General features: G+C 62.0%; 26 protein-coding genes. 10 read left to right on the forward strand and 16 right to left on the reverse strand.

The window, feature by feature from the left end:
- Positions 1-28: 28 nt before the first annotated feature.
- The 8 genes from NKI10_RS18685 to hemC form a co-directional block, all read right to left on the reverse strand.
- Entirely contained in the window at positions 29-664 is a 636-nt protein-coding gene (locus NKI10_RS18685; RefSeq protein WP_023698393.1) for a LolA family protein, read from the reverse strand.
- Positions 665-720: 56 nt separating this feature from the next.
- Complete coding sequence (locus tag NKI10_RS18690; RefSeq protein WP_023670477.1) at positions 721-984, reverse strand: YMGG-like glycine zipper-containing protein; 264 nt, start codon at positions 982-984, stop codon at positions 721-723.
- A 188-nt stretch (positions 985-1172) separates the two neighbouring features.
- Positions 1173-1889 carry a glutamine amidotransferase gene (locus tag NKI10_RS18695; RefSeq protein WP_023834670.1) on the reverse strand — a complete coding sequence of 239 codons (717 nt, stop codon included), beginning with the start codon at positions 1887-1889 and terminating at the stop codon, positions 1173-1175.
- 14 nt (positions 1890-1903) lie between these two features.
- Positions 1904-2383, reverse strand: coding sequence for a tellurite resistance TerB family protein (locus tag NKI10_RS18700; RefSeq protein ID WP_023687738.1), 480 nt, complete (start codon positions 2381-2383; stop codon positions 1904-1906).
- Between the two features lie 76 nt (positions 2384-2459).
- Positions 2460-4067: a heme biosynthesis protein HemY gene (locus NKI10_RS18705; protein WP_352861375.1), complete on the reverse strand. Its 1608-nt coding sequence runs from the start codon at positions 4065-4067 to the stop codon at positions 2460-2462.
- A gap of 10 nt (positions 4068-4077) precedes the next feature.
- Entirely contained in the window at positions 4078-5568 is a 1491-nt protein-coding gene (locus tag NKI10_RS18710) for a COG4223 family protein (protein ID WP_352861377.1), read from the reverse strand.
- A gap of 112 nt (positions 5569-5680) precedes the next feature.
- Entirely contained in the window at positions 5681-6394 is a 714-nt protein-coding gene (locus NKI10_RS18715; protein WP_352861379.1) for a uroporphyrinogen-III synthase, read from the reverse strand.
- Position 6395: 1 nt separating this feature from the next.
- Positions 6396-7319, reverse strand: a complete 924-nt coding sequence (gene hemC / locus NKI10_RS18720; protein ID WP_352861381.1) for a hydroxymethylbilane synthase — start codon at positions 7317-7319, stop codon at positions 6396-6398.
- Between the two features lie 120 nt (positions 7320-7439).
- Between hemC and tsaD the strand changes: the two genes are divergently transcribed.
- Both tsaD and NKI10_RS18730 read left to right on the forward strand, forming a co-directional pair.
- Positions 7440-8525 (forward strand): tRNA (adenosine(37)-N6)-threonylcarbamoyltransferase complex transferase subunit TsaD, encoded by a 1086-nt coding sequence (gene tsaD, locus NKI10_RS18725; protein ID WP_352861475.1) that lies wholly within the window; start codon positions 7440-7442, stop codon positions 8523-8525.
- Complete coding sequence (locus NKI10_RS18730; RefSeq protein WP_352861383.1) at positions 8522-9538, forward strand: NAD(P)H-dependent glycerol-3-phosphate dehydrogenase; 1017 nt, start codon at positions 8522-8524, stop codon at positions 9536-9538. The genes tsaD and NKI10_RS18730 overlap by 4 nt, the downstream gene beginning before the upstream one ends.
- Here NKI10_RS18730 and NKI10_RS18735 read toward each other — a convergent pair.
- Positions 9535-11301 carry a DUF7056 domain-containing protein gene (locus NKI10_RS18735; protein ID WP_352861385.1) on the reverse strand — a complete coding sequence of 589 codons (1767 nt, stop codon included), beginning with the start codon at positions 11299-11301 and terminating at the stop codon, positions 9535-9537. The genes NKI10_RS18730 and NKI10_RS18735 overlap by 4 nt on opposite strands.
- Before the next feature lie 242 nt (positions 11302-11543).
- On the opposite strand from NKI10_RS18735, the gene NKI10_RS18740 reads away from it, so the two are divergent.
- Positions 11544-12392 carry a class I SAM-dependent methyltransferase gene (locus NKI10_RS18740; protein WP_156931600.1) on the forward strand — a complete coding sequence of 283 codons (849 nt, stop codon included), beginning with the start codon at positions 11544-11546 and terminating at the stop codon, positions 12390-12392.
- Between the two features lie 178 nt (positions 12393-12570).
- On the opposite strand, the gene NKI10_RS18745 is transcribed toward NKI10_RS18740, so the two are convergent.
- From NKI10_RS18745 to NKI10_RS18760, 4 genes are read right to left on the reverse strand one after another with little or no spacing between them, the layout of a single operon-like run.
- Positions 12571-13200, reverse strand: a complete 630-nt coding sequence (locus NKI10_RS18745) for a class I SAM-dependent methyltransferase (RefSeq protein ID WP_023705009.1) — start codon at positions 13198-13200, stop codon at positions 12571-12573.
- Positions 13197-13697 carry a GtrA family protein gene (locus tag NKI10_RS18750; RefSeq protein WP_023737975.1) on the reverse strand — a complete coding sequence of 167 codons (501 nt, stop codon included), beginning with the start codon at positions 13695-13697 and terminating at the stop codon, positions 13197-13199. Before NKI10_RS18750 ends, NKI10_RS18745 begins: the two co-directional genes overlap by 4 nt.
- Positions 13698-13701: 4 nt before the next feature.
- The gene (locus NKI10_RS18755; RefSeq protein WP_245260377.1) at positions 13702-14706 is read right to left on the reverse strand and encodes a glycosyltransferase; all 1005 of its coding nucleotides are present in this window, start codon (positions 14704-14706) and stop codon (positions 13702-13704) included.
- Entirely contained in the window at positions 14696-15925 is a 1230-nt protein-coding gene (locus NKI10_RS18760) for a glycosyltransferase family 2 protein (RefSeq protein WP_023709450.1), read from the reverse strand. Before NKI10_RS18760 ends, NKI10_RS18755 begins: the two co-directional genes overlap by 11 nt.
- A gap of 385 nt (positions 15926-16310) precedes the next feature.
- On the opposite strand from NKI10_RS18760, the gene NKI10_RS18765 reads away from it, so the two are divergent.
- From NKI10_RS18765 to NKI10_RS18780, 4 genes are all read left to right on the forward strand, one after another.
- A complete protein-coding gene (locus tag NKI10_RS18765) occupies positions 16311-16607 on the forward strand; it encodes a YciI-like protein (protein ID WP_023670486.1) in 297 nt (98 codons plus the stop codon).
- An 87-nt stretch (positions 16608-16694) separates the two neighbouring features.
- On the forward strand, positions 16695-17120 hold the full coding sequence (locus tag NKI10_RS18770; protein WP_023737976.1) for an EVE domain-containing protein: 426 nt from the start codon (positions 16695-16697) through the stop codon (positions 17118-17120).
- Positions 17075-17773 carry a class I SAM-dependent methyltransferase gene (locus NKI10_RS18775; RefSeq protein ID WP_352861388.1) on the forward strand — a complete coding sequence of 233 codons (699 nt, stop codon included), beginning with the start codon at positions 17075-17077 and terminating at the stop codon, positions 17771-17773. Before NKI10_RS18770 ends, NKI10_RS18775 begins: the two co-directional genes overlap by 46 nt.
- Before the next feature lie 102 nt (positions 17774-17875).
- Entirely contained in the window at positions 17876-18295 is a 420-nt protein-coding gene (locus NKI10_RS18780; RefSeq protein ID WP_023737978.1) for a DUF1761 domain-containing protein, read from the forward strand.
- 15 nt (positions 18296-18310) lie between these two features.
- On the opposite strand, the gene gcvA is transcribed toward NKI10_RS18780, so the two are convergent.
- The gene (gene gcvA / locus NKI10_RS18785) at positions 18311-19231 is read right to left on the reverse strand and encodes a transcriptional regulator GcvA (RefSeq protein ID WP_352861390.1); all 921 of its coding nucleotides are present in this window, start codon (positions 19229-19231) and stop codon (positions 18311-18313) included.
- Between the two features lie 135 nt (positions 19232-19366).
- Between gcvA and NKI10_RS18790 the strand changes: the two genes are divergently transcribed.
- On the forward strand, positions 19367-19606 hold the full coding sequence (locus NKI10_RS18790; RefSeq protein WP_023670491.1) for a hypothetical protein: 240 nt from the start codon (positions 19367-19369) through the stop codon (positions 19604-19606).
- A 134-nt stretch (positions 19607-19740) separates the two neighbouring features.
- Here the strand turns inward: NKI10_RS18790 and NKI10_RS18795 are convergent, their stop codons facing one another.
- Positions 19741-20277, reverse strand: a complete 537-nt coding sequence (locus NKI10_RS18795; RefSeq protein ID WP_196813612.1) for a L,D-transpeptidase family protein — start codon at positions 20275-20277, stop codon at positions 19741-19743.
- A gap of 145 nt (positions 20278-20422) precedes the next feature.
- On the opposite strand from NKI10_RS18795, the gene NKI10_RS18800 reads away from it, so the two are divergent.
- Positions 20423-21106, forward strand: coding sequence for a response regulator transcription factor (locus NKI10_RS18800; RefSeq protein WP_023670493.1), 684 nt, complete (start codon positions 20423-20425; stop codon positions 21104-21106).
- 177 nt (positions 21107-21283) lie between these two features.
- Positions 21284-21739: a cyclic nucleotide-binding domain-containing protein gene (locus NKI10_RS18805; protein ID WP_352861392.1), complete on the forward strand. Its 456-nt coding sequence runs from the start codon at positions 21284-21286 to the stop codon at positions 21737-21739.
- A 266-nt stretch (positions 21740-22005) separates the two neighbouring features.
- On the opposite strand, the gene xth is transcribed toward NKI10_RS18805, so the two are convergent.
- A complete protein-coding gene (xth, locus tag NKI10_RS18810) occupies positions 22006-22812 on the reverse strand; it encodes an exodeoxyribonuclease III (protein ID WP_023730229.1) in 807 nt (268 codons plus the stop codon).
- Between the last annotated feature and the right edge of the window lie 11 nt (positions 22813-22823).

A 22823-nucleotide genomic window follows, 5' to 3' on the forward strand; every position in this document is an offset into this window, starting at 1 on the left:
TTACACGGGCAGTTCGTGGCGCTGCCGACTATTTCGTTTTGGTGTTGAATTCACGGTTTGCGGCATAGTCGATAGTGAAGGTGCCCGCAGGAGCGCGAACGCCCTGCTTCACGTTGGATATGGTGACTGTCGAGGTAAGGCCCCTCTCGTCAGTCAGGGTCCATCTGCGTAGATCGAGCGATTCCCTGTCAAACACCATAGTGATATTCGAATTGCCGAAGGCCGACTTGTCGGCCAGCCTGATGATCACCTGGGCGCCATCGTCCCTGATACTTTTGAGGCGATTGCCGGAAAAGTTGACCTGATTGTCGAGGAGCAGCTTGAGCGGCGTCTTCGAGAGAGCATAAAGCCGCGATGTCTTGAGCTTCTTGTTATAGACCACCAAGGATTTTCCATCTGCAATTACGCTGACCCCTGATTGGCCTGCATAGTTGAACCGGATCTTGCCCGGCCGCTGGAGGAAAAATTTCCCTTTGGTCCTTTCCGCTCTTGGGCCCGACTGGACAAAGTCCCCGGACATGGACTTTACCGATGAGAAGTGATCGGCAATCGTCTTCGCTTCTACAGGTGCGGCCAAGGCCGCGGTCGAAAGTTCGGCGTTTATCGCGACAGCGCTGACAACGGCTAACCAGAAAGCCAGCAGTCTTTTGCTGTTATATGCCATTCAGTTATCCTACCCCGAGCAGGCGCGTGATCGAAAGAGATCACGCGCCTTTGAGATCAGTAGCCGTCCGGGCACTGAGCAACGTAAACTCGACCGTTCCGACCGCGATATCTGCACTGGCCGGCTTCGCTGGCGTGCCCGATGACCGCCCCGGCCAGCGCTCCGACCGCCCCGCCAACAACCGCCCCTTTTACCGGGTCGCCGGCCACTGCTGCGCCTACAGCTGCGCCACCCAAACCACCGACGGCAGCGCCTTGTTCGGTGCGGGAGCATGCCGCGAGCGGAATGAGTAGGCTCAAAATGAGCAGCGTCTTCTTCATTGGTTCTCTCCTGGGGCCGTTATTAGCCGAAGCTTAAATGCGCCACGGAGTTTTTCGATCCATCGGAGTGTTTGGGGCGCAATCCAAATCTGCGGGAACGGGCTAAGGTCCCGGATCCATCGTACACGCCTCCCAGAGGTAAGTCGTCTTTGGGCAAGCTCGGCCGTTCAGAGTAGTTGGATTTTGCTCTATCCCTCAGTAGGCTTGCCGAAGATCAGGCTCAAAAATTCGCTCAGCCAGCGCTTGAGGTGCATATCCCAGATCAGCCGGCCGCCGAGATGGTCGCGGCCGGGCTGCGCGCCGGGCAATTCGAAACGGTGCGCGCCGCGCACCACCCAGCGCTGCATCATCAACCGGGTCAGTTCGCCATGGAACTGGATGCCCCAGGCATTGTCGCCATAGCGAAAAGCCTGGTTGGGGTAGGTTTCCGCCGTCGCCAGCAGCGTCGCATCCCTGGGCAGCGAAAAGCCTTCGCGGTGAAACTGGTAGACCATGTCGGGCCAAGGCAGCAGCTTCTTGCCGGCTTCGGTCGGCTTCAGCGGATACCAGCCGATCTCGACCAGCCCCTCGCCATGCCCCTCGACCTTGCCGCCGAGATGATTGGCCAGCATCTGCGCGCCAAGGCAGATGCCGAGGAAGGGCCGGTTCTCCTTTAGCGGAACATTGAGCCAGTTGGTCTCGCGGCGGACGAACTCATCTTCGTCATTGGCGCTCATCGGCCCGCCGAACACCACGGCGCCGGCGTGTCCCTCCAGCGTCTCCGGCAGGCTGTCGCCGAGAGGCGGCCGGCGGATGTCGAGGTCGAAACCTTCCTCGAGCAGCATGTGGCCAACCCGGCCGGGGCTCGAAGTCTCCTGATGCAGCACGATCAGGATTTTTGGTTTCGAGCTCGGTCTTGGCGGCATGGAAAGGCGGAATCCTATTCGTCGCTCGACGTTCCGCTGGCGTCGGGCGCGGCGGCCGCCGCCTTGCGGCGCGCCTCGACGCGATCCTGGCGCTCGACGCCGATCAGTTCGGCAACGCGCCAGACGGTGTTGTCCTCCAGTTCATGCAGTTCGCCGTCGGCATAGACGATTTCCCACATCAGGCCGATGAAAGCCTTGCGCGCCTCGGCGTCGAGATGGCGCTTCAAGACGCTGGTGAAGGCATAGAGGTCGATCGCCTCATTGTCGGCGCGCTCGCCGGCGGCAGCCAACGCATCGAGTTCGTCGCCGCTGATCGAATAGCTCTGCGCCAGCACCTGCTTGAACCGCTCCCACTCGACATCCTGGCGCACGCCGTCGGCATTCATCACATGATAGAGCAAAGCCGACGCCGCAACGCGCGGATCGTCCGCATTGGCGCGAGCCCCAGCCCCGGAGGGCAGGTCTTTCAGAAAGGCCAGGACGCGTTCGAACATGGTGCTCACTTCACATTATTGGAGCATGATCTTTTCCAAAAACCGGTATCCACTTTTTGGGATCATGCTTCAGGGATCAAAACAGGCGGAAGCGGCGCGGTGACTTCTCCGCTTCGTCATCGGGGTCGACGCCGGGGTCGTCGGGCAGCCGCGCCAGTTCCTCGGCAGGTTCGACGGGTTCGGCGTCGTTTGGTATTGCGGCGAAAGCGGCGGCGGTGACCGGCGTGACCTGGTCATCGCCCACAGCGGGCTTCGGCTCGGTCGGCGCCTCGCTGATCGTCTTGGCAACGGCGGGATGATCGATCACTTCGGCTTCCTTTGTCGGCTTGGCGGGTGCCGCAAGCACCGGCACATCGGCTTCGGACGCTTCTTCATGGCTGTCGATGAGCTGGCCCAGCCGCTCCATCGGTGCGCGCCAGGCGAAAGCGTCGAGCTTGCCGCTGACCGGCGATACCGGCGCCCAGCGTTCGGAGACGACGCCGTCGGCGACCCAGGCCGGATCGCGCGGCGCCCTGACCGCCTTGGACAGCAATTGCCTGATCTTGCCCTGGTCGCCGGTCTCTGCCTCCTCGATATCGGCCAGCAGCAGGTAAGCGCCTTCCCGGCGATCCATGCGGATCGCGGCTTCCGCCTCGCGGCGGGCGGTGGAAAAATCCTGCGCATAGAGCGCGGCGCGCGCCACCGTCATCGACGATTCGGCATTGTTGCGCTTCAGCTCCTGCAGCTTCTTCGCCCGGTTGAGACGATCGACCACGGCATCTCCCGGCCTTGCATGGGTGTAGAGCTCGGCGATCTCGGGATGCGGCTCAGCCTTCCAGGCTGCCTCAAGGATCTTCGAGCCTTTGCGCACATCGTTCTGTTTGAACAGAAGATTGGCGGCTGCAACCGCGGCCGGCGCGAAATCGGGCGCGAGCTTGTTGGCCTCGAGAGCGGCTGCCTTGGCTGCATTGGGGTCGCTGTCGGTCAGCGCCTGCGCCTTGGCGGTCAACAGCACAGCGCGGCGGCGATTGGCGGCGTCGCGTTCGATCTGCCTGGTCGACTTCTGCGCCTCCACCAGCTTCAGCGCGCCGTCCCAGTCGCCGCGCCCGGTCAGATCTTCCAGCGTCGATTCGGCGGCCCAAGCCAGTTGCGGCGCGACGGAAGCGGCGCGCCCGGCATAGTGACGCGCCGCGTTGCGGTCGCCGAGCCGCTCGGCTTCGAGATAGAGCCCGCGCAGGCCGAGCAGCCGCATTTCGGGGTCGTCGAGCATGGCCTCGAATTTTTCGCGCGCGCCCTCATGGTCGCCTTCGAGCAGCGAGGCTTGCGCTTCGAGCAGCTGGATCAGCGGCTCCTGGTCGGAGCGGATCAGTTTGGCGGCTTCCTTGGACTTCTTGCGGGCCAGCGCGCCATCGCCGGCGCCGGCTGCGATCATGCCGGTCGACAGCGCCTGGTAGCCGCGGTCGCGGCGGCGGACGCGGAAATAGCGCGAGATCGTGTACGGGCTGTTCCACAGCGACTTGATCAGCCACCAGACGATCATCACCGCTGCGACGACGGCAACGATCGCCACCGCCGCCACCATCAGGCTGACCTGGTATTGATAACCGTTGAAGGTGACAACCATCTCGCCGGGACGATCGGCCAGCCAGGCAAAGCCGAGACCGAGCGCGAAAACGGCGGCGAGAAAGATGAGAATGCGGATCATCGTGTCGTCCTCATGCCTTCATCGCACCTGCAATCAGCGCGTCGACCTGCGTCTCGACGTCGATGCGCGCCTTCAGTTTGCCGGCAAAGTCGGCGCCGGCAGCCTTGACTGGATCCGGCAGCGTTGCGTATTCGCTGAGCGCCTTGGCGTAGTCGCCCTGATTGACCGCCACTTCGATGCGCGCCACGGTTTCCGGCGCGCCGGCGCCTTCGACGGCGCCGATCGGCCGAACCTTGACCAGCGATTCGGCGCTCGACAAAAGGTTCTGGAAGAAGCCGGCATTTTCATCGACCGGCGTCGCCGCCGCGACCATCGCATTGGCCGCGGCATCGGCCTCGCCGGCGATCTCGGTGCGGGTCGGGACGCCCTTTTCAGCGTAGGGACGCAGCGCCGCAATCTGCGGTGCATCGGGCGAGATCGCTGCGAAGGTCTCCAACTCGGCGGCGAACGGCGCGCCGCGGTCAAGCGCCGCCTTCAAGGCCGAAGCGGCGATGGCCATCGCGATCTTTGGCTGCGAGGCCTGCGCATCGACCTTGCCGGCGAGCTGCGTCACCGACTGCTCCAGCGCGGCGATCTTGCCTTCCTGCGTCTTGGCTGCCTCACCGGCCGATTTCACCAGTGCGTCGAGGCCCGCCAGTCTTTCATTGAGCGGCGCGAGATCGACGGGCGCTGCACCACCGGCCTGGCCAAGGGCGGCAACCGCCGTCTCGATCTGCTTGACCTTGTCGCCAAGCGCTGCAAGCCCGGCATTGTCGCCGGCGCCGCCCTTTTCGACCGCCGATTTCAGCGATGCGACATCGGCCTTGACCTGATCCAGCGCCGAAGACAGCCCGTCGACCTTGGCGGTTGCGGCGCTATTGCCGCTGGCTTCCCTGAGGTCGGCGATTTCGCGCTTCAGCGAAGCGATCTCGCCATTGACGCCGTCGAGCGAGACCGTGCCCGCCCCTGAGCCCGGAGCGCCAAGCATGCCGGCAAACTGCAGCCCGCCGGCGGCAGCCAGCGCGATGACACCGCCGATGATGCCGGCGGCAATGCCGCTCGTGCGCTTCGGTTGCGCGGCCATGGGCTGGTTCCCGGCTGTTCTTGGGGTTTCCTTGGGTGCACCCGGCTTGCGCGAGGCATCCTCGAAATTGTAGTCGGAGGTTCTGGCGCGCGGTGGCGCATCCGAAGCGGTGGGATAAGGCTGCTCCGCCTGGGTGGACGCCTTGGCATCGGCGCTTTCGGGAGCGGCCTGCGCCGCGGCGTCGGAGTGCTCCCACGGCTCGAGATCGGCTTGATCGGCATGAACGGGCTCGTCAGGCGTCTCCGGCTGCGCATTGGCCATGGCAGCCGCATCCTCGGCCGCAACCGATTCTGCCGGGCCCCCGACGTCATCCGAGTTGGCGACATCCGTCTTGGCGGCATCCGCATCGGCAATGCGCGAGACAGCGCCGGGTTCGAGTTCGATGGTCACCGGCTCGCGGCGGCTTTTCGAATGTCGCATCTTCGGCGTCTTGACCATGCCTGGGCTCCGCAATCCTGCTTCGTCTGGGCGCCCGACGGCGCGTGATGGTTTGAAAAATGGTCTAGCACATCATCATCAGGTGAAAAGGGGCGGCGTGATGACACGGGGCTCAGTCGCCGCGGTGCAACAGCTCAAGCAGCGCCTCCTCCTGCGGTTCCCGCGCCATGCGTATTTTTTTGCCGGCGGCATTGTCAAATGCCGCTGCCACGCGCTCGGAGAGCGCAAAAGCCTGCATGTTTTCAAAGAGATCGCGCAGCCCCGCCCGGTTGGTCAAGGCCTGCAACGCTGCCGCCGCCTTGGCTGAATAGAGCAGCACCGCGTCGACCGCCTGATCGGACAGGCGTGCACGGATTTCATCATCGGAATAATCGAGCGAAATCGTGTCGTAGGTTTCGACGGTGCGGACCTCGACGCCGACCTTTCGCAGCCGCGCCTCGAAGGCCGGAAACCGCACGCGCCCTGTGAGATAGACGACCGCCTTGCCGGAAAGGCCGGCAGCAATCGCCTCGGCCAGCCGCTCGGCGTCGCCCGCCCCTTCGCTGACCGACAAGAACCCTGCCGAACGTGCCGCTTCAGCCGTCCTGCGTCCGACGGCATGGCAAGGCAAGGCGGCGAGCGCACGAATGAGTTCTTTCGGCGCATGCCGCACGGCATTGGCGCTGGTCACAGCGACGGCCACGGCATTGTCGCTCGCAGCATCGGCGCCAACCGGCAGTGTCACCGTTTCGGTCAGCGGCAGAAGGAGCGGCTCAAATCCCAATTCCTGCAGCCGCCGCATGGTTCGCGACGCCCCGGGTTGCGGCCGCGTCACCAGGACACGCATATCAGACCCAGCCGTCGAAGAAGGTTTCGCCCGCTTTGACCCGCACCATCCTGGCCGCGTCCGTGCCGATGTCAGCGGCATCCAGCGCCAAGCCTTCGGCCTTGACCTCATGCGATTGCGTGCCATCGGGCGAAATGATCAGCCCGGCGAAAACCAGCCTGCCGCCCGATATCGTCGCATAGCCGGCGATCGGCGTGCGGCAGGAGCCATCGAGCGCCGCCAGGAAGGCGCGCTCACAGGCCAGCGCCTGGCCTGTCGGCACATCATGGATGGCCACCAGCATCTTTTCGACCTCGCTGTCGCCGATGCGGGCTTCGATGCCGATTGCGCCTTGTCCCGGCGCAGGCGGAAAAGCATCGAGCGGCATCAGATCGGTGACGACATGGCCGAGCGCGAGCCGCTTCAGCCCGGCATAAGCGAGGATCGTGCCTTCGGCGACGCCTTCCTCCAGCTTGCGCAGCCTGGTCTGCACATTGCCGCGGAACATGACCACGTCTAGGTCCGGCCGCATGCGCCGGATCAGCGCCTGGCGCCTGAGCGAAGACGACCCGACCTTGGCGCCTTGCGGCAAATCAACAATGCGCTTCACCGCCTTTCCGATGAAGGCGTCCCGCGCATCCTCGCGCGGCAGGAAGGCGGACAGCTCCAGCCCGTCCGGCAGCACTGTCGGCATATCCTTGGAGGAATGCACGGCGATATCGATCGTGCCGGCCAGCAGCGCCTCTTCGATTTCCTTGGTGAACAGGCCCTTGCCGCCGGCTTCCGACAGCGGCCGGTCCTGGATGCGGTCGCCGCTGGTCGAAATGACGACGACCTCGAAGGCTTCCGCCGGCATGCCGTGCGCTTCCATCAGCCGCGCCTGCGTCTCATGCGCCTGGGCGAGCGCCAGCGGGCTGCCGCGTGTTCCTATTTTCAAAGTTTGCATGGCGCGCGGTCCGTGATAACCCCCGGCTGGCTTTGCGTTTCCGGCGCTCTCCCTAGCGAGGCCCGCCTCTACTAACTAGGAAAGTCCGGCGACACAATCTCTGGAGACAGCGACGAATTGATCCGCGTTCTGGGCATTGAGACGAGTTGCGACGAGACCGCCGCCAGCGTGGTGACGCTGGACGGCGATTCCGTGCCGGTGATTGCGTCCAACATCGTGCTCAGCCAGATCGAGGAGCACGCCGCCTTCGGCGGCGTCGTGCCGGAGATCGCCGCGCGTGCCCATGTCGAGGCGCTGGACGGCATTGTCGAGGCCGCTCTTGCGGATTCGGGCGTAGCCCTGGCCGACATCGACGCCATTGCCGCTACTGCCGGCCCCGGCCTGGTCGGCGGGCTGATCGTCGGCCTGATGACGGCCAAGGCGATTGCAGCGGCCGCCGGCAAGCCGCTGATCGCCATCAACCATCTGGAAGGCCACGCACTGACCGCAAGGCTGACCGACGGGCTCGACTTTCCCTATCTGCTGCTGCTGGTTTCCGGCGGCCACACCCAGATCGTCGCCGTGCGCGACGTCGGCGACTACCAACGCTGGGCGACGACCATCGACGACGCGCTCGGCGAAGCTTTCGACAAGACGGCCAAAATGCTCGGCCTGCCCTATCCCGGCGGCCCGAATGTCGAAAAGGCGGCAATCTCGGGCGATGCGACGCGATTTGCCTTTCCACGGCCGATGAAAGGATCTGCGCAGCCCGATTTCTCCTTCTCCGGCCTCAAGACCGCGGTGCGCCAGGCGGCGACCGCCATCCAGCCGCTGAGCGAGCAGGATGTCGCCGACATCTGCGCCTCGTTCCAGGCGGCGGTAGCCGATGCGCTGGGCGACCGCGTGGCCCGCGCGCTTGCCCGCTTCCGTGACGAATTTCCGGACAGGGCCAAGCCGGCGCTGGTCGTTGCCGGTGGCGTCGCCGCCAACAGAGCGATCAAGGCGACGCTGCAGAAGCAGTGCGCCGAGGCCGGCTTCGCCTTTGTCGCGCCGCCGCTGAAGCTTTGCACCGACAATGCGGCGATGATCGCCTGGGCCGGGATCGAGCGGTTGCGGGCAGGCCTGTCGCAAGAGAACGGCTTCGATTTCGTGCCGCGTTCGCGCTGGCCGCTGGACAGCATTTCGGCGCCGATGGTCGGCTCCGGCCGGCGTGGAGCGAAAGCATGAGCGCCGGCAACACAAGCGGCAGGGACAAGACCGGCTGGCGCGTTGCCGTGCTTGGCGGCGGCGCCTGGGGCACGGCGCTGGCGCTGGCCATGCTGCGCGCCGGTCACGATGTCCAGCTCTACGCCCGCGACGAAGAGACTGTTTCCGCGATCCGCCGCGGCGAGAACCCGCGTTATCTCCCCGGCATCGCCATTGAAACAGGCATTGCGGCGACGAGCGATATCGGCACGGCCCTGACCGATGCCGATTGCGCGCTGGCCGTGGCGCCGGCGCAGGCGCTGCGCGCCATGCTGACGACGGCAAAGCCCCATATGCCGAAAGGCATCCCGCTGGTTCTCTGCGCCAAAGGCATTGAGCGCGACACCGGCGCGCTGCTGTCGGCGATCGTTGATGAGATTCTGCCCGAAACTCCGGTTTCGGCCCTGTCCGGTCCCAGCTTTGCCGCCGACGTCGCCAGGGGTCTGCCGACCGCTGTCGTGGTTGCTGCACGCGACGACGCCTTGGCGGCCGAGCTTGCCGCGCGCTTTTCGGCGCAGAATCTGCGCTGCTATTCCAGCGACGATTTGATCGGCGTCGAGATCGGCGGTGCTTTGAAGAATGTGTTCGCCATTGCCGCTGGCGCCGTCACCGGCGCTGGGCTCGGCGCCAGCGCGCAGGCCGCCATGGTGACACGCGGCTTCGTCGAACTGCGCCGCATCGGCGCGTCCTTCGGCGCCAAGCCGGAGACGCTGATGGGGCTTTCCGGCCTCGGCGACCTTTTGCTCACCTGCTCTTCGGCCCAGTCGCGCAATTTCGCCTATGGGCTGGCGCTGGGGCAAGGTAAGCCCTTGTCCGGACTGCCGCTCGCCGAAGGCGTGCCGACGGCGGCGATCGCCGCCCGCATCGCCACCGAGCGCGACATCGACGCGCCTATCATCGCTGCGGTGTCGGCGATACTGGACGGCACGATCACCATTCGGCAGGCTGTCACGGCATTGATGACCCGGCCGCTGAAGACCGAAAGCGGTATTTAATTGTAAACTCCCGTGAACAGCTCGGCATTGTCCCCGCCAGGCACGATGCGGTTTTCATAGTGACCTTCCGGCAGCAGCAGTGCCTCGGCTGGACCGTTGCGCAGGACAACGTCGCTGGTACCTGCCTCCAAGGATAGGGGCGAAGAATGCGAGGTGCCGTTTATCTCGACCTCGCCGTCTGCAAGCTCCCCGCTGGTCGTGTACAGGCTGTATCGTCCGGCGACAGGCACCTTGAAAACGACCGGACGACCGGAATAGAGGCGACGACCAGCCATTCTGATGTTGGGAGCGATCTGGACGTAGCTGTCGCGGATGAGAGGCGCGATCACGGTATCGATCAAATCCATGCGATATGACCAGAGGACCATCTTGGGCGGGGAATCCGAGAGAACTTTGTAGGCTTCCGATTGCCTGCCTTCCTGCAATGTTTTCAAGACATAATGCTGGTCGAGCCAGAGTGTGGAGGGCTCCTGTCGATTGGGCAGCATGGCGATGCCGTCGAAATACTTCTCATCCGGTGCGAGCAAAGATTCCGCGCGCGAGACCAGTTCAAGCTGGGTCTGATTGTTGAGGCGTAGGTAAACGACATTGCTCGCGTAGCTCATGGCGATGGCTGTGATCAGCACCGCGAGGACAGGAACCCGGTAGCGCGCGTGGGTTGCGGTGCTGTCGAGAAGCTCCAACGACCAGAGCGCAACGAACGGCAACGCCATGATGAAGACATAAGGCCAGGGCTGGTCGTGCGTGAATACCAGCACCGTGATGACGAGTGAAAAGATCAGCGCTATTCGCCTTCGACCATCGAGTTTCATGATCCGCATCAGTGACAGGGCCATACCGGAGAAACAGATCCCGTAAAGAAGGGCGTTCCGCGCCAGTGTCTGTAACACGAACTGCCTCAGTCCCCCATAGTCACCGCCTCCACGCCTCGCAATCTCGACCGGGCCAAGTATAAGGTTTTTGGCCGCGAGAACAGGGGCGCCTCCACCGAAGATCAAGCAATAGACGATTATCGGAACGGCCCATCCAAGCACGAGCCACCCTCCGCGAACCGCCCCTGTTGCGTAGCGTCTCATCAAGGCTGCGTCAGCAACAAGGCCGATGCCGAGCGCAACGTTGAAGTAGACCGATTTCTGAGTGATGACGAAGGCAAGGCCACTTAGCATGCCGGCGGCAACAAGCTGCCTCGCCCTCAACCCAGGTGCGCGCAGGACAACCAGCAACGCCGCCACGGCGAAGAACACTGCCGGCGGTTCGGCGATGGTACGAAAGATGCGCTCCATGAAATTCGAAAAGCACAGGAGAACGAGGACGATCGTCAAAGCGCGCACGCGATCCTCGCCCAGAGCGCGAGCGCATGCGTAGATCAAAGAGATCGTCCCGCAGGCCAGCAACGCAGTCTGCATCCGGCCAGCAAGCAGAATCGACGTGGCATTCCAGCCGATCAGATGAGCAATCTCATAAAAAGCCGCATAGCCGACCGCCTTGGGATGCCAGATCGTATCGAACAGGCCGTTGGAGAAATATTTCGCCCATCCGAGTTGGACGAATTCATCCATGACGAAGCGGATGTTCCAAGCCAGAACGAACAGCAAGATGATCTTGAGTGCGATCAGGATATGCAGAAAAGTTGTTGTTGGGCGCTGCCCGAGAGCGAACAGCTTGTTTGGTCCCGGCTCCTGCGTATTCAAGACAACCCCCTCGATCGTGCCCAGGCAGACCAACGCCAGGCGTGCTGCCTCGCTGGGCGCAACGCCCTTCATCCTCAGACAACAACTTCGAGGCCGGCAGCTCCGCTTGGCGAAGCATGGTTCCACCACGGTTAATTTTCCGAGACTGTGCGGAACTGAAGCCGTCGCGCTTCGGATTCTTGCAGCGCTCCGCTCCAGCCTGTCTATACGCAGCGGACTTTAGCCGCTGTTAGCCTTTTGCTTGTTAAGAAGGGTTATGTTCAAACACGGCAGCCAGCCTTCTGCGACAATGCGGAGGCTTGAAAGGACATCGCGTGCTACAACCCAAGATGGCATCGGGCCTCGTCTGCCCAGTCTGCTATTCCAGGCTTGGCACAAGCCCGGTTGCCCTGACCTGCGAATCTTGCCCTGCCCCCTATCCCGTGCACAAAGGCATTCCGTTCTTTGTCGAGTCGCCGGTGAGGGAGGGCTTCGACGCGAGCTTCCATGAAGAGGCGTATGCCGGTACCAGTACGCGCGCCCGTCTCTACAATTCGCTCAAGCAGGTCATCACCAGCGAATATTCACCGCACGACACGCTGAATTCGTTTCTTGCCTCGATACCTCAGGACTCAATGATCGTTGAGTTCGGCTCCGGCGCACGGCGCGTCCGCCCCGATGTTCTCAACATTGACCTGTTCCCCACCCCGAACGTCGATCTGGTCGCGAATATCGAGCACACGCCGCTTGCGAGCGATTCCGTCGACGTCGTCATTCTGGACAGCGTGATCGAGCATGTTCCCAATCCGGTAGCGGTCGTCGATGAAGTGTTCCGTGTCCTGAAGCCGGGTGGGAAGCTGCTCTGCATCAACCCTTTCCTGTTCCCCTATCACGGCTATCCCGCCCACTACTGCAACTTCACAAAGGACGGGATCGAGCAGCTTCTCCAGCGGTTCGCAAGGGTAGAGGTCCAGACGCATCAAGGGCCGACAAGCGCGATCGTCAACATCCTGTCCGAATACATCGGCGTCGTTGTCGGTCGAGAGAACCGAACCCGCTACATGGTAGCGAAAGCCGCGATCCTGACGCTGACATTCCCGTTGAAGTTTATCGACAAATTTCTGGTCGATCGCCCGGAGAGTCACCGGATCGCCAGCATGCTCGGCACCATCGCGACCAAATAGCGTGTCGCTGACCAGCGCTTATCGCCAAGAGCAATTCCAGGAAAGTGTGATCGGTTTTCCCAGGAAAAGCGCGTAGCGCTTTCCCTTGGGAATTGCGCAAAAACAAAGAGATAGAGCGGTTCGCCGTTTCCGTGAAACGGTGAAACGTTCTAGCGACCCGCCAGGATCTACCCATCTGCTACCAGCTGAGCAGTTCACAATAATTCGGCCGGTCCGGTAACGCCGATGCTCTTTTTGCTGTGGGGAAATGCCGTCTTGCCATGGCCGTGAAGTCCGAGCGTGAAAATAGCACGACATGCTTGTCTCCGGTAATGTGCCGGTCCGCAAGAAGCGACAAGGTGGCGCGTATTCCACCAGGCTCGATGTCCTTCAAGATGATCTTCCGGCAGGCCCAGCGTTCGCAACTGTCGGCCAGCGATTTGAAGAATGCGTCGCGCCCATCGACCGGCACATGATGAATGACGTCGGAAATCGTCACAACATCAAAAGATCCCTGCACGCTGGAAAGGTCCGTGGCGGGCAGAAGTTCGACCTTCGCCCGATTTGCGTTGCTTAGAAAGGCACCGATTGAAGGTGCGAGATCGCACATCGTAACCGTTAGGTCGGGGCGCCGATCAAGCAACCGGTCGACGAGCGCTCCATCCCCGCCGCCGATATCCAAAACCCTCGCGCCGTTCGGCAATTCGCGATCGAGAAAATCCGCAATTACATTGAGATTGACGAAAACACGCCGGTAGATGTCTCCGACCGGCTTGAAATGACGGCCAAGAGCCCTGCGCATGATCTGTCCTGGCGGCAACATTCTCATTCCTCGTTTCCCGTGGTTGAGCGAGAGGATGTCGCCGGCAAGGTGACGGGCTTTAGATTGAACCGTGACAAGATAGCAAAATGCGCAACGACAACGTTCCAGATGAGCAACGCAACTGTGGCGATCGGAGACGCAATCGCAACGCCAAGGCCGAGGCATGAACAGAGAAGCACCATCATGGCTACCGAGATCGGATAGGCCGCAGCCACACCTGCCGCAAAACGCGCAAACGCTTTCAAGCGAAGTGGCTTGCCGAAGGTGAACCAGCTGTGCAGAGCGTATCCCGTAGGCATCACAGCCAGGAATGAAATCATGATGCCCAGCAGGTAATGCCCACCCAGCTGATCAACCGCAATCATGATGGCATTGTGCGCAATTGCGCATATCGCTCCCACCACAGTGTACCGCCATCCACGTTCCAAAAGCGGTCTTTCGTGAGCTCCGGCATGGTTGCTCTTGTCCACTTGGTCGTCGGCGATCCTGGCAGAGCTGAACATTGCCTCAGAACGCTCCTGTCAGTTTCGCGCGAAGCCGGCACATGACGCGCTCCAGCAATCGCGAATCGCGCAAGTAGCGCCTTAATCCCGTCGGCCCGAGCGACAGCATGGTGCGAGCCGCTCGAACCAAGGCCTTCAAGTCGCCGCCCGACGCAGCCGCCAGCGACACATTGACGCTGATCGATGCCCGAGCAGCAGATTCAATCTGGCGTCGGCTGCGCGCCGAAAGCCGGTACAGATGGCGCTCTAGGACAGTCTGCATTTGCGAACGGAATTCGTTCGCATCGCGCGATCCGGTTACGGTCAGCGAATCGCCATGAACCCGGAAGGCTGTGGTTATCTCTTTGTGATAAACGACAGATCCGGCAACAGCGAGCTTCGCCCACATATCCCAATCCGCCGTATACCAAAGCATCTCATCCATGCCCCCGCATGCCAGCCAAGCACTCCGACGAAAAATCGGAGCAGGCACAGACACGAAATTCTGTACGAGAAGCCGTTCCAGCAAGAATTCAGATTCGAGCACCTTTTCAGTTGGCAAGGGACAGTTCCAGCATCCCATTCGCCGGCCGTGGCGGTCAACGATCGCAGTCGGGGCTAAATGAAGCGCTGCTTCGGGTGCGTCCGCGAGCCAGCGTCGAGCGGCCTCAATGCGCCCGGGCAACCACAGGTCGTCTTGGTGGAGTATGCAGACATAATCGGCGGCGGCTAGCTCAACGCCCAGGTTGGTCTTCGACTGCCAAGGCCCGAGATCTTTTCGCCGAAGCAGCCGGAACGCCGGCCGGTAGAGGAATCGCTCGACAATGGCAGCTGTGGCGTTCGTCGGGCTGCTGTCGATAATGATTATCTGCAGGTCGCCAGTCAGCTCCGCAGCAAGTGAATCAAGTGTCGCTCCAATCCATGCCGCCCCGTCATGGACAGGCATGACGACCGACAGAAAAGGCTTTTCGGCTGCGCGGCTTACGGCTTGAATTTCCGCTCGCGAGGCTGCTGAAGGGTTAGAACTCATGTCTGGCGCTCAATGTATCAAGCAGCAACTTGAGCACGAAGCCAGATAGCACCATGGACATGCCGGCCACGCAGATAGTGGTGACCACAAAGGTCAGATGCACTGATTGCTCCATGGGGCCACCGACAAAAATCCAATGTAGCGCCAGTGCCACGTCCGCCGCGAAGCCAGCTGCCGCGAGTACGCCACCGGAAAAAACCAGCCATTCCAAAGGGCGACCGCGCGTCAGCCATGACACAATTCGACCGCTGTAGACCGGATGGTAGATGGCGATTGCCACCTTTGCCAGCATACCGAACAGGATCGCTGAAAGGCCAATCAACGTCGCCATAGCCGAGAGCGCGACGAAGTGAATTCCGAAGTACCATCCACCGATGCGAACAGGTCCGGCAGCGAGAACTGCAAGGCCGGCAATGCCAGTGATCAGCAAGGTCAGCCCAGGCACGAGATACATGGTGTCCGGCGCGTGAGCAATAATGAGCCGCAAATGGCGCCAACCGTCGCGGAAGGAACGCAGATGCGGGGCGCGGTTTCGCTTGTCGGGGTAGAGCTTGATCGGCACTTCACGAATGGTGAGCCCAGCGCGATGCGCATTGATGATCATTTCCGAGGCGAATTCCATTCCCGGCGAGCGTGCGCCGATTTTCTGAAATGCCTCTCGAGTGAAGCCGCGCATGCCGCAATGGAAGTCGCGGATCGGAGATTTGTGCAGCCAGCGAGCGATGGTGGACAGGACGGGATTGCCCAGGTAGCGATGCAGTAGCGGCATGGCGCCCGGCTCGATACCGCCGGCGAACCGATTGCCCATGACAAAGTCCGCACCCAATTCCAACGCATCGATGAAATCGCCCAATTGGCTCCAGTCGTAGGAATCATCGGCATCGGCCATGATGAGATATTTGCCCTCGGCCGCTTCAACTGCAGCGCTGATTGCCGCGCCATAGCCCTTTACCGGCTGATGGACGACCCGCGCTCCCAACTGTTGCGCAATCTCCACCGACCTGTCCGTGGAGCCATTATCGCCGACGACGACTTCCCCCTTGACGCCGCGCCTCAAGAAGGCATCGAAGGCTTTGCGAATGCAAATGCCAATCGTCAATTCTTCGTTCAGGCAAGGAATAATTGCAGAGACGAGAACGCGCTCGGTCTCCATGCTGACCGTGAAAGCAGGCGTGGCGTCGTCGATCCTGACTGTCGTGTCCCCCGCGATGCTCTCCATTGCGTCCTCTATTCAGGCGTTCTGGAAGAACCAGCCCATCCCCACAACTGACCCGCTGGGAGCGTATCATATCGAAAATTGATTATCTTTGACTTACGAAATATCCAGTGGCGTCTTTATAAGCAGCAATCGCAAAGGCCAGGCGCTCTTTTTTCGCAATGCAGCGCTGTTGCCTGTGTCTGCTCTTTCGGGCGAAGCGATATCGTCTGTGACTTTCATCAAACTCATGTGGATCCATCATTTCAATGCCTTGGCCTTGAGCGGGGCGGAGATCCATCGCGACAGATCATTTGGCATTGACCCGAAGGCACCATAAAAGCAAAAACGCGGTTTCGGCAGTTCAAGGCGAACTTTAGTCGCAATCCCAACCCGGAGTTTCGAAAGCATGCTGTTTGCGTTGATTTGCAAGGACAAGCCCGGCAGCCTGCAGGTGCGCGTCGACACGCGGCCGGTCCACGTCGCCTTTCTCGAAGGCCTGAACGCCGACAACAAACTGGCCTTTGCCGGCCCGTTCCTCGACGCCGAAGGCAAGCCCAACGGCAGCCTCGTCGTCGTCGAAGCGCCGGATCTGGCCGGTGCGCAGGCGCTGTCGGCTGCCGACCCCTATGCCAAGGCCGGGCTGTTCGAAAGTGTCGAAATCCGCCAGTGGAACTGGACCTTCAACAAGCCGGCGGCTAGTTAGTTCCGGCGGCGCCTAGAGCGATCCCAGGAAAAGTGTGTAACGGTTTTCCGTCCGGAATTGCGCAAAAATAGTAGTTGGAGCAAAGACATGAACTACTGGCTGTTCAAATCCGAACCTTCGGTCTTCTCCTTCGAGGCGCTGAAGGCCAAGGGCAAGGCCGGCACGCAGTGGGACGGCGTGCGCAACTATGCAGCGCGCAACAACATGAAGGCGATGCAGATCGGCGATCTCGGCTTCTTCTATCACTCCAATGAAGGGCTGAACGTCGTCGGCATTGCCGAGGTCTGCAGGCTTGCCCACCCCGACAGCACCACCGACGATCCGCGCTGGGAATGCGTCGACATCCGAGCCTTCAAGGATGTGCCGAACCCGCCGACGCTGGAACAGGTCAAGGCCAATCCGAAACTCGCCGAGATGGCGCTGGTGCGGCTTGGACGGCTTTCCGTACAGCCGGTGACGCCGGCCGAATGGAAGGAAGTCTGCCGCATGGGCGGCCTGACGCCGGCTCCGTGACGGCCCTCATGCCGAACAGCGCGAAAAAGTTCATTCTCGACAACACGGCGCTTATGTCGCCGCCGCATGTGCCGGAGATTGTGCTCAATCTTGCCGACGAAGCGCATGACCTCTGGCAGCGCACGGAGAACGAGCTGATCGAAATCGGCCTGCCGCCGCCGTTTTGGGCCTTTGCCTGGGCCGGCGGTCAGGGCCTTGCCCGTCACGTGCTGGACAATCCGTCGGATGTGCGGGGCAAACGCGTGCTCGACTTCGCCTCCGGCTCCGGCCTTGTCGCCATCGCCGCCGGCAAGGCGGGTGCGGCGCACGTGATCGCCGCCGACATCGACCCGTTCTGCGAAACGGCGGTCCGCCTCAACGCAAAGGCCAATGGCGTTGCCATCGACTTTTGCGGCACGGACTGCATCGGCACCGACGCCGGCTGGGACGTGGTACTGGCCGGCGACGTCTTCTACGACAAATCCTTCGCCGACACGCTGATGCCGTGGTTTTCGACACTGAAGGCGCGCGGCGCTGACATCCTCGTCGGCGATCCGGGCCGCTCCTACATGCCGAAGGCGGGACTGGAGCCGCTCGCCGTCTACGAAGTGGCGGTGACGCAGGCGCTGGAGGACGCCCTGGTCAAGCGCACCACGGTGTGGCGCTTCGCTTGACGGCATTGCCGAACAGGCGTTCCATCGCGCATTTTGAAGAATACGCATGTCGTTATCCCAGAACCGTCAGGCTTTGGGCGGCATGCTTGAGGGGAGGACTTTATGGATTTTTCAGTGGTGAACTGGCTGGCGGTGGTTGTCGCGGCCGTCGCGGCGTGGCTGTTTGGCGCCGTCTGGTACACGGCCCTCAGCAAGCCTTGGATGAGGGCGGCCAGGATCGATCCGTCAACGTCAAAGAAATCAATATTGCCCTTCATCATCTCCTTCATCGCCGAGCTGATCATGGCGCTGGTCTTAGCCTTGGTCGTCGGCGCGATGACCGGCGGCGAGCCGGTCCTTGTCGCAGGGCTGATCTTCGGCTTCGTCCTCTGGCTGGGTTTCGTCGCCACGACGCTGACGGCCAACCATCGCTATGAGAATTTCGGCTGGGACCTGACCCTGATCGACGGCGGCCACTGGCTCGGCGTGCTGTTGATCATCGGCGCGGTGATCGGCTGGTTCGGGACGCCGGTCGCCGGCTGAGGCCTGCAGAAGTCGTCAGGTCTGCGTCCTGGCGACTTCGTCGAGGATCCATTCGCGGAAAGCGATGATGCGCGGATCGTTGGCAGTGCTCTCGGGATAGACCAGGAAGTAGCCGAACTCCGGCCCCACGCGCAGACCGAGTTCAAAGGGCTGCACCAGCCTTCCCTGGGAAAGGTCGTTTGCCACCATGGCGAACTCGGCGAGCGCCACGGCATTGCCGTCGAGCGCCGCCTGCACGGCATCGGTAGAGGTTCCAAACACGATAGTCCGGCTGTCGTCGAAATCGTTGATGCCGGCCGCCGCCATCCACATGCGCCAGTTCGGCCATGTCACGCCTTGGCGCGACCATTCGATATGGGCAAGCGTGTGGTTGAAGAGGTCGCGCGGTTCGCGCAGCGGCGGGCCGGAGGTCAGCAGGCTCGGGCTGCACACCGGAATGAGGATGTTGTCGAACAGGCGATGGGCGCGAAGCCCCGGATACTTGCCGACCCCGAACCGGATGCCGACATCGACGTCGTCGAGTTCGAAATCGCGCACTTCATAGCCGATGTCGAACCTCAGCTCGATACTGGGCTGAAGTTTGCGAAAATCCTCGACGCGCCGCATCAGCCATTTTGACGCGAACTGCGCGTCGAGCGTCACCTTCAGCAATGCCGTGCCGCGCGTCAGCTTGCGCGCCCGCGACACCGCCCGGTTGAGCAGGTCCAGCGCATCGATCGAGGCCTCGAACAGCACCGTACCTGCCTCGGTCAACCGGATGGTACGACTGGTTCGCGTGAACAGCACCAGCCCGAGCTGATCCTCGATTTCCTTGATCTGGTGGCTGACCGCCGCCGGCGTCAGCCCGAGCTCGTCGGCAGCGCGGGTGAAATTGAGGTGGCGGGCGGCGGCTTCCAGAGTCCTCAGCGCGCGCGTTCCGGGCAACAGACGGGACATCAACGTATCCTCAAATAAAACTTGACGATCCGAAAAGAACTACTCGTTTCTCTCATGGATTTCAATGCGGCATGATGCATCCATCGAAACACCATCAAGCCGGATTTGATATCCGGCGGAACACGGGAGCGCATCATGTCCATCTTCGTTTTGAACTCGCCAGCAGCTCGCTCGAACTGGTTGCATGCCGTAACGGACTGGCTTCGCCAGGCGAAAGTCGCCATCAACCTGCCGCGCCAGGACGTGGAGGATCTGTCGGATCGCCAGTTGCGGGACGTCGGCGCGCAGCGCAAGGACGTGACGCGGGCCGTGGACCGGGAACTCGGCCGGCTTGGATTGCTGGACACTGGGTGGCAGAAGCCGAGAAGGCGTTAGGCAATGGTGAGTAGTGAGTAGTGAGTAGTGAGTAGTGAAGGATTGAAACGACGCCGAGACCATCCTACTCCCTACTCCCTACTCCCTACTCCCTACTCCCTACTCCCTACTCCCTACTCCCTACTCCCTACTCCCTACCTCACCACCCTCACCACCGTCCGGTCCGACACCAGCGGCAACAGCCGCGCCATTGTCCGCGCTGTCACCGCCACGCAGCCTTGCGTCGGTGTGAAGCCTGGGCGCGCCAGATGGAAGAAGATGGCGCTGCCGCGGCCGCGCCGGCGCGGCGCCATGTTCCAGTCGAGCACCAGGCAGGCGTCATAGAGGCGGTCGTCGCGCCGCATTCGCTCATGGCTGGCGCCATAAGGGATTTTCACCGGCCGGTTGTAGTTGCGGTCGTCCGGCACCTCGCACCAGCCGAGATCGGCGCCGATCGGCGCCATCGCCAGCCGGGTTTTGCGGCCGGCCGCGAAATGATCGCCCCGAAAATATCCTGACAAAATCCGCATCTCGCCAAGCGGCGTCGCACCGTCGCCTTCGCGCTTATTGGCCGAGATGCCGCCGCGTCCGAGCGCACAGGCAAACACCTTGCTGCCGGCCTGCAATATCCCCTGGCTGGGGTTGCCCGGCCTCGCCCGAACCACCAGCACACGCAGCCCTTTCGGCAAAATTGCGCCGGCTGCATTGCGATCGCGTTTTTTCTTGTATGATCGTGTCACGGAACAAATCACTGTGATCGGACTGTTGCGCCGGTCAGCTTCCGCATAAATGGGGGGCGGTCAACTGAAAATTCTTTTCAAAACAATGGATTGATCCATGACATCACGTACCATTCTGATCGTTGACGACGATGACGACCTGCGCGGAACCCTCGTCGAGCAACTGGCCCTTTACGAAGAATTCGACGTCTTGCAGGAAGCGACCGCCGCCAAAGGCGTCGCCGCGGCGCGCGGCGGGCTCATCGACCTGCTCATCATGGATGTCGGGCTGCCGGACATGGATGGCCGCGAGGCGGTGAAGATCCTGCGCAAGGGCGGCTACAAGGCGCCGATCATCATGCTGACCGGCCACGATACCGATTCCGACACAATTCTGGGCCTCGAGGCCGGCGCCAACGACTATGTCACAAAGCCGTTCCGCTTCGCCGTGCTGCTCGCCCGCATACGCGCACAACTGCGCCAGCACGAGCAGAGCGAGGACGCCACCTTTTCGGTCGGGCCCTACACGTTCAAGCCCAGCCAGAAGCTTCTGATCGACCAGCGCGGCGGCAAGGTGCGGCTGACCGAGAAGGAAGCCTCGATCATCAAATATCTCTATCGAGCCGACCAGAAGGTGGTGACGCGCGACGTCCTGCTTGAGGAAGTGTGGGGCTACAATTCCGGCGTCACCACGCACACGCTGGAAACTCACGTCTACCGGCTGCGCCAGAAGATCGAGCGCGATCCTTCCAATGCTGAAATTCTTGTGACAGAAAGCGGCGGCTACAAGCTGGTTCCTTAAACTTTTCATTGTTCAATAAGCGGTCGGGGCGGGACTGTTTCGGGGAGGATCCGGCTGGGGGAGCCTGGATCGGCCCGCTGCGCAGATTGAAGTGTCAGAGCGTCCTTTGCGCGTCCAATTGGACACGCGGCGCTCTAAGGGAGGGATTGGACTGACCGTTCGGGGACGCAGCTAGAGATGGCGCTGGATGACGACATCCGCATCCTGTCCGCCGTGAAGCTCTTTGAGGGTTTCACGCAGGAACAGCTGCGCCTGCTCGCCTTCGGCGCCGAAGCCACCCATCTGCAGGCCGACCGCAAGCTGTACCGCGAGGATGACGAAGCCGACTCAGCCTATATCGTGGTCAGTGGCCGCATCGTGCTCTACCGCGAGCATGACGGCGACCGCATCCCGATCGGCACCGCCGGCCCCGGCACGATCCTCAGCGACCTGGCGCTGATCGCCGACTCAAGACGGCTGACCAGCGCCTCAGCCGAGACCGATTCGGAAGTGATAAGGTTGAGCCGCAAGATGTTTCGCCGCATCCTGGAGGAATATCCCGAGGTGGCGGTGAAACTGCACCAGCGAATCCTCGATGATTTTCAGGCCATGATCGCCCGCATCGAGAAGCTGGCGCCAAGGTTTGGCGGGTAGGACACGGGCGACTGTAACCCCACATCGACCGTTCAAAATTGGCGCTAAGCCCCCTGACCTTCGTCATCCTAGGGCGAAGCAGGAGCGAAGCGACGTCGCGGAGACCTAGAATCCATTCCGTGATCTCGATCGAAGGATGCCGCGGAGCAGAATTCTTCACCGTTTCAACCCTTACCGTCAGGGCATGCATCCAAGGGTCTGCGCCCCGCTTCGCGTCGCTCCGCCCTAGGATGACGAATTCACGGGCTGCGCCCATCCCCAATTTCCTAATCCAAGTCGAACCGCGCAATCACCGGCACATGGTCCGAGGGCCGCTCCCAGCCACGCGCCTCTCGCAGGATCTCATAGCCGGCAAAGCTCGGCACCAGGTTCGGTGACGACCAGACATGGTCGAGCCGGCGGCCGCGGTTCGAGGCTTCCCAGTCCCGCGCGCGATAGCTCCACCAGGTGTAGAGCTTCTGCTCTGGCGGCACGTCGAGCCGCATCAGGTCGACCCAGTCGCCGGCGATCCGCATCGCGTCGAAATTTTGCGTCTCGACCGGCGTGTGGCTGACGACGTTGAGCAATTGCTTGTGCGACCAGACATCGTGCTCCTGCGGAGCGATGTTGAGGTCGCCGACCAGGATCGAGGCGGACGCCTCGTCATGCGCGGCGCGGATGGCGTTCATCTCGGCAACGAAATCGAGCTTGTGGCGGAACTTGCGGTTGATCTCCGGATCGGGCTCGTCGCCGCCGGCCGGCACGTAGAAATTGTGGACCAGGATTGCCTTGCCGCCGGCCTGCACCTTGACCGACAGGTGCCGGCTGTCATCGATCTCGCAGAAGCGCCGTTTCTCGACAATCTCGATCGGCCGCCGCGCCACCGTCGCAACGCCGTGATAGCCCTTCTGGCCATGGAATGCGATGTGCTCGTAGCCGGCCTTGCGGAACGCCTTTTCCGGAAACAGCTCGTCGGGAACCTTCGTCTCCTGCAGGCAAAGCACATCGGGCGCCTGCTCCGTCAGCAGCCGCTCGACGATCGGCATGCGCAGGCGCACGGAGTTGATGTTCCAGGTGGCGATGGAGAAGGGCATGCGGCGGTCCG

This window comes from Mesorhizobium sp. M0802 (genome assembly GCF_040320115.1).
GTDB lineage: Bacteria > Pseudomonadota > Alphaproteobacteria > Rhizobiales > Rhizobiaceae > Mesorhizobium.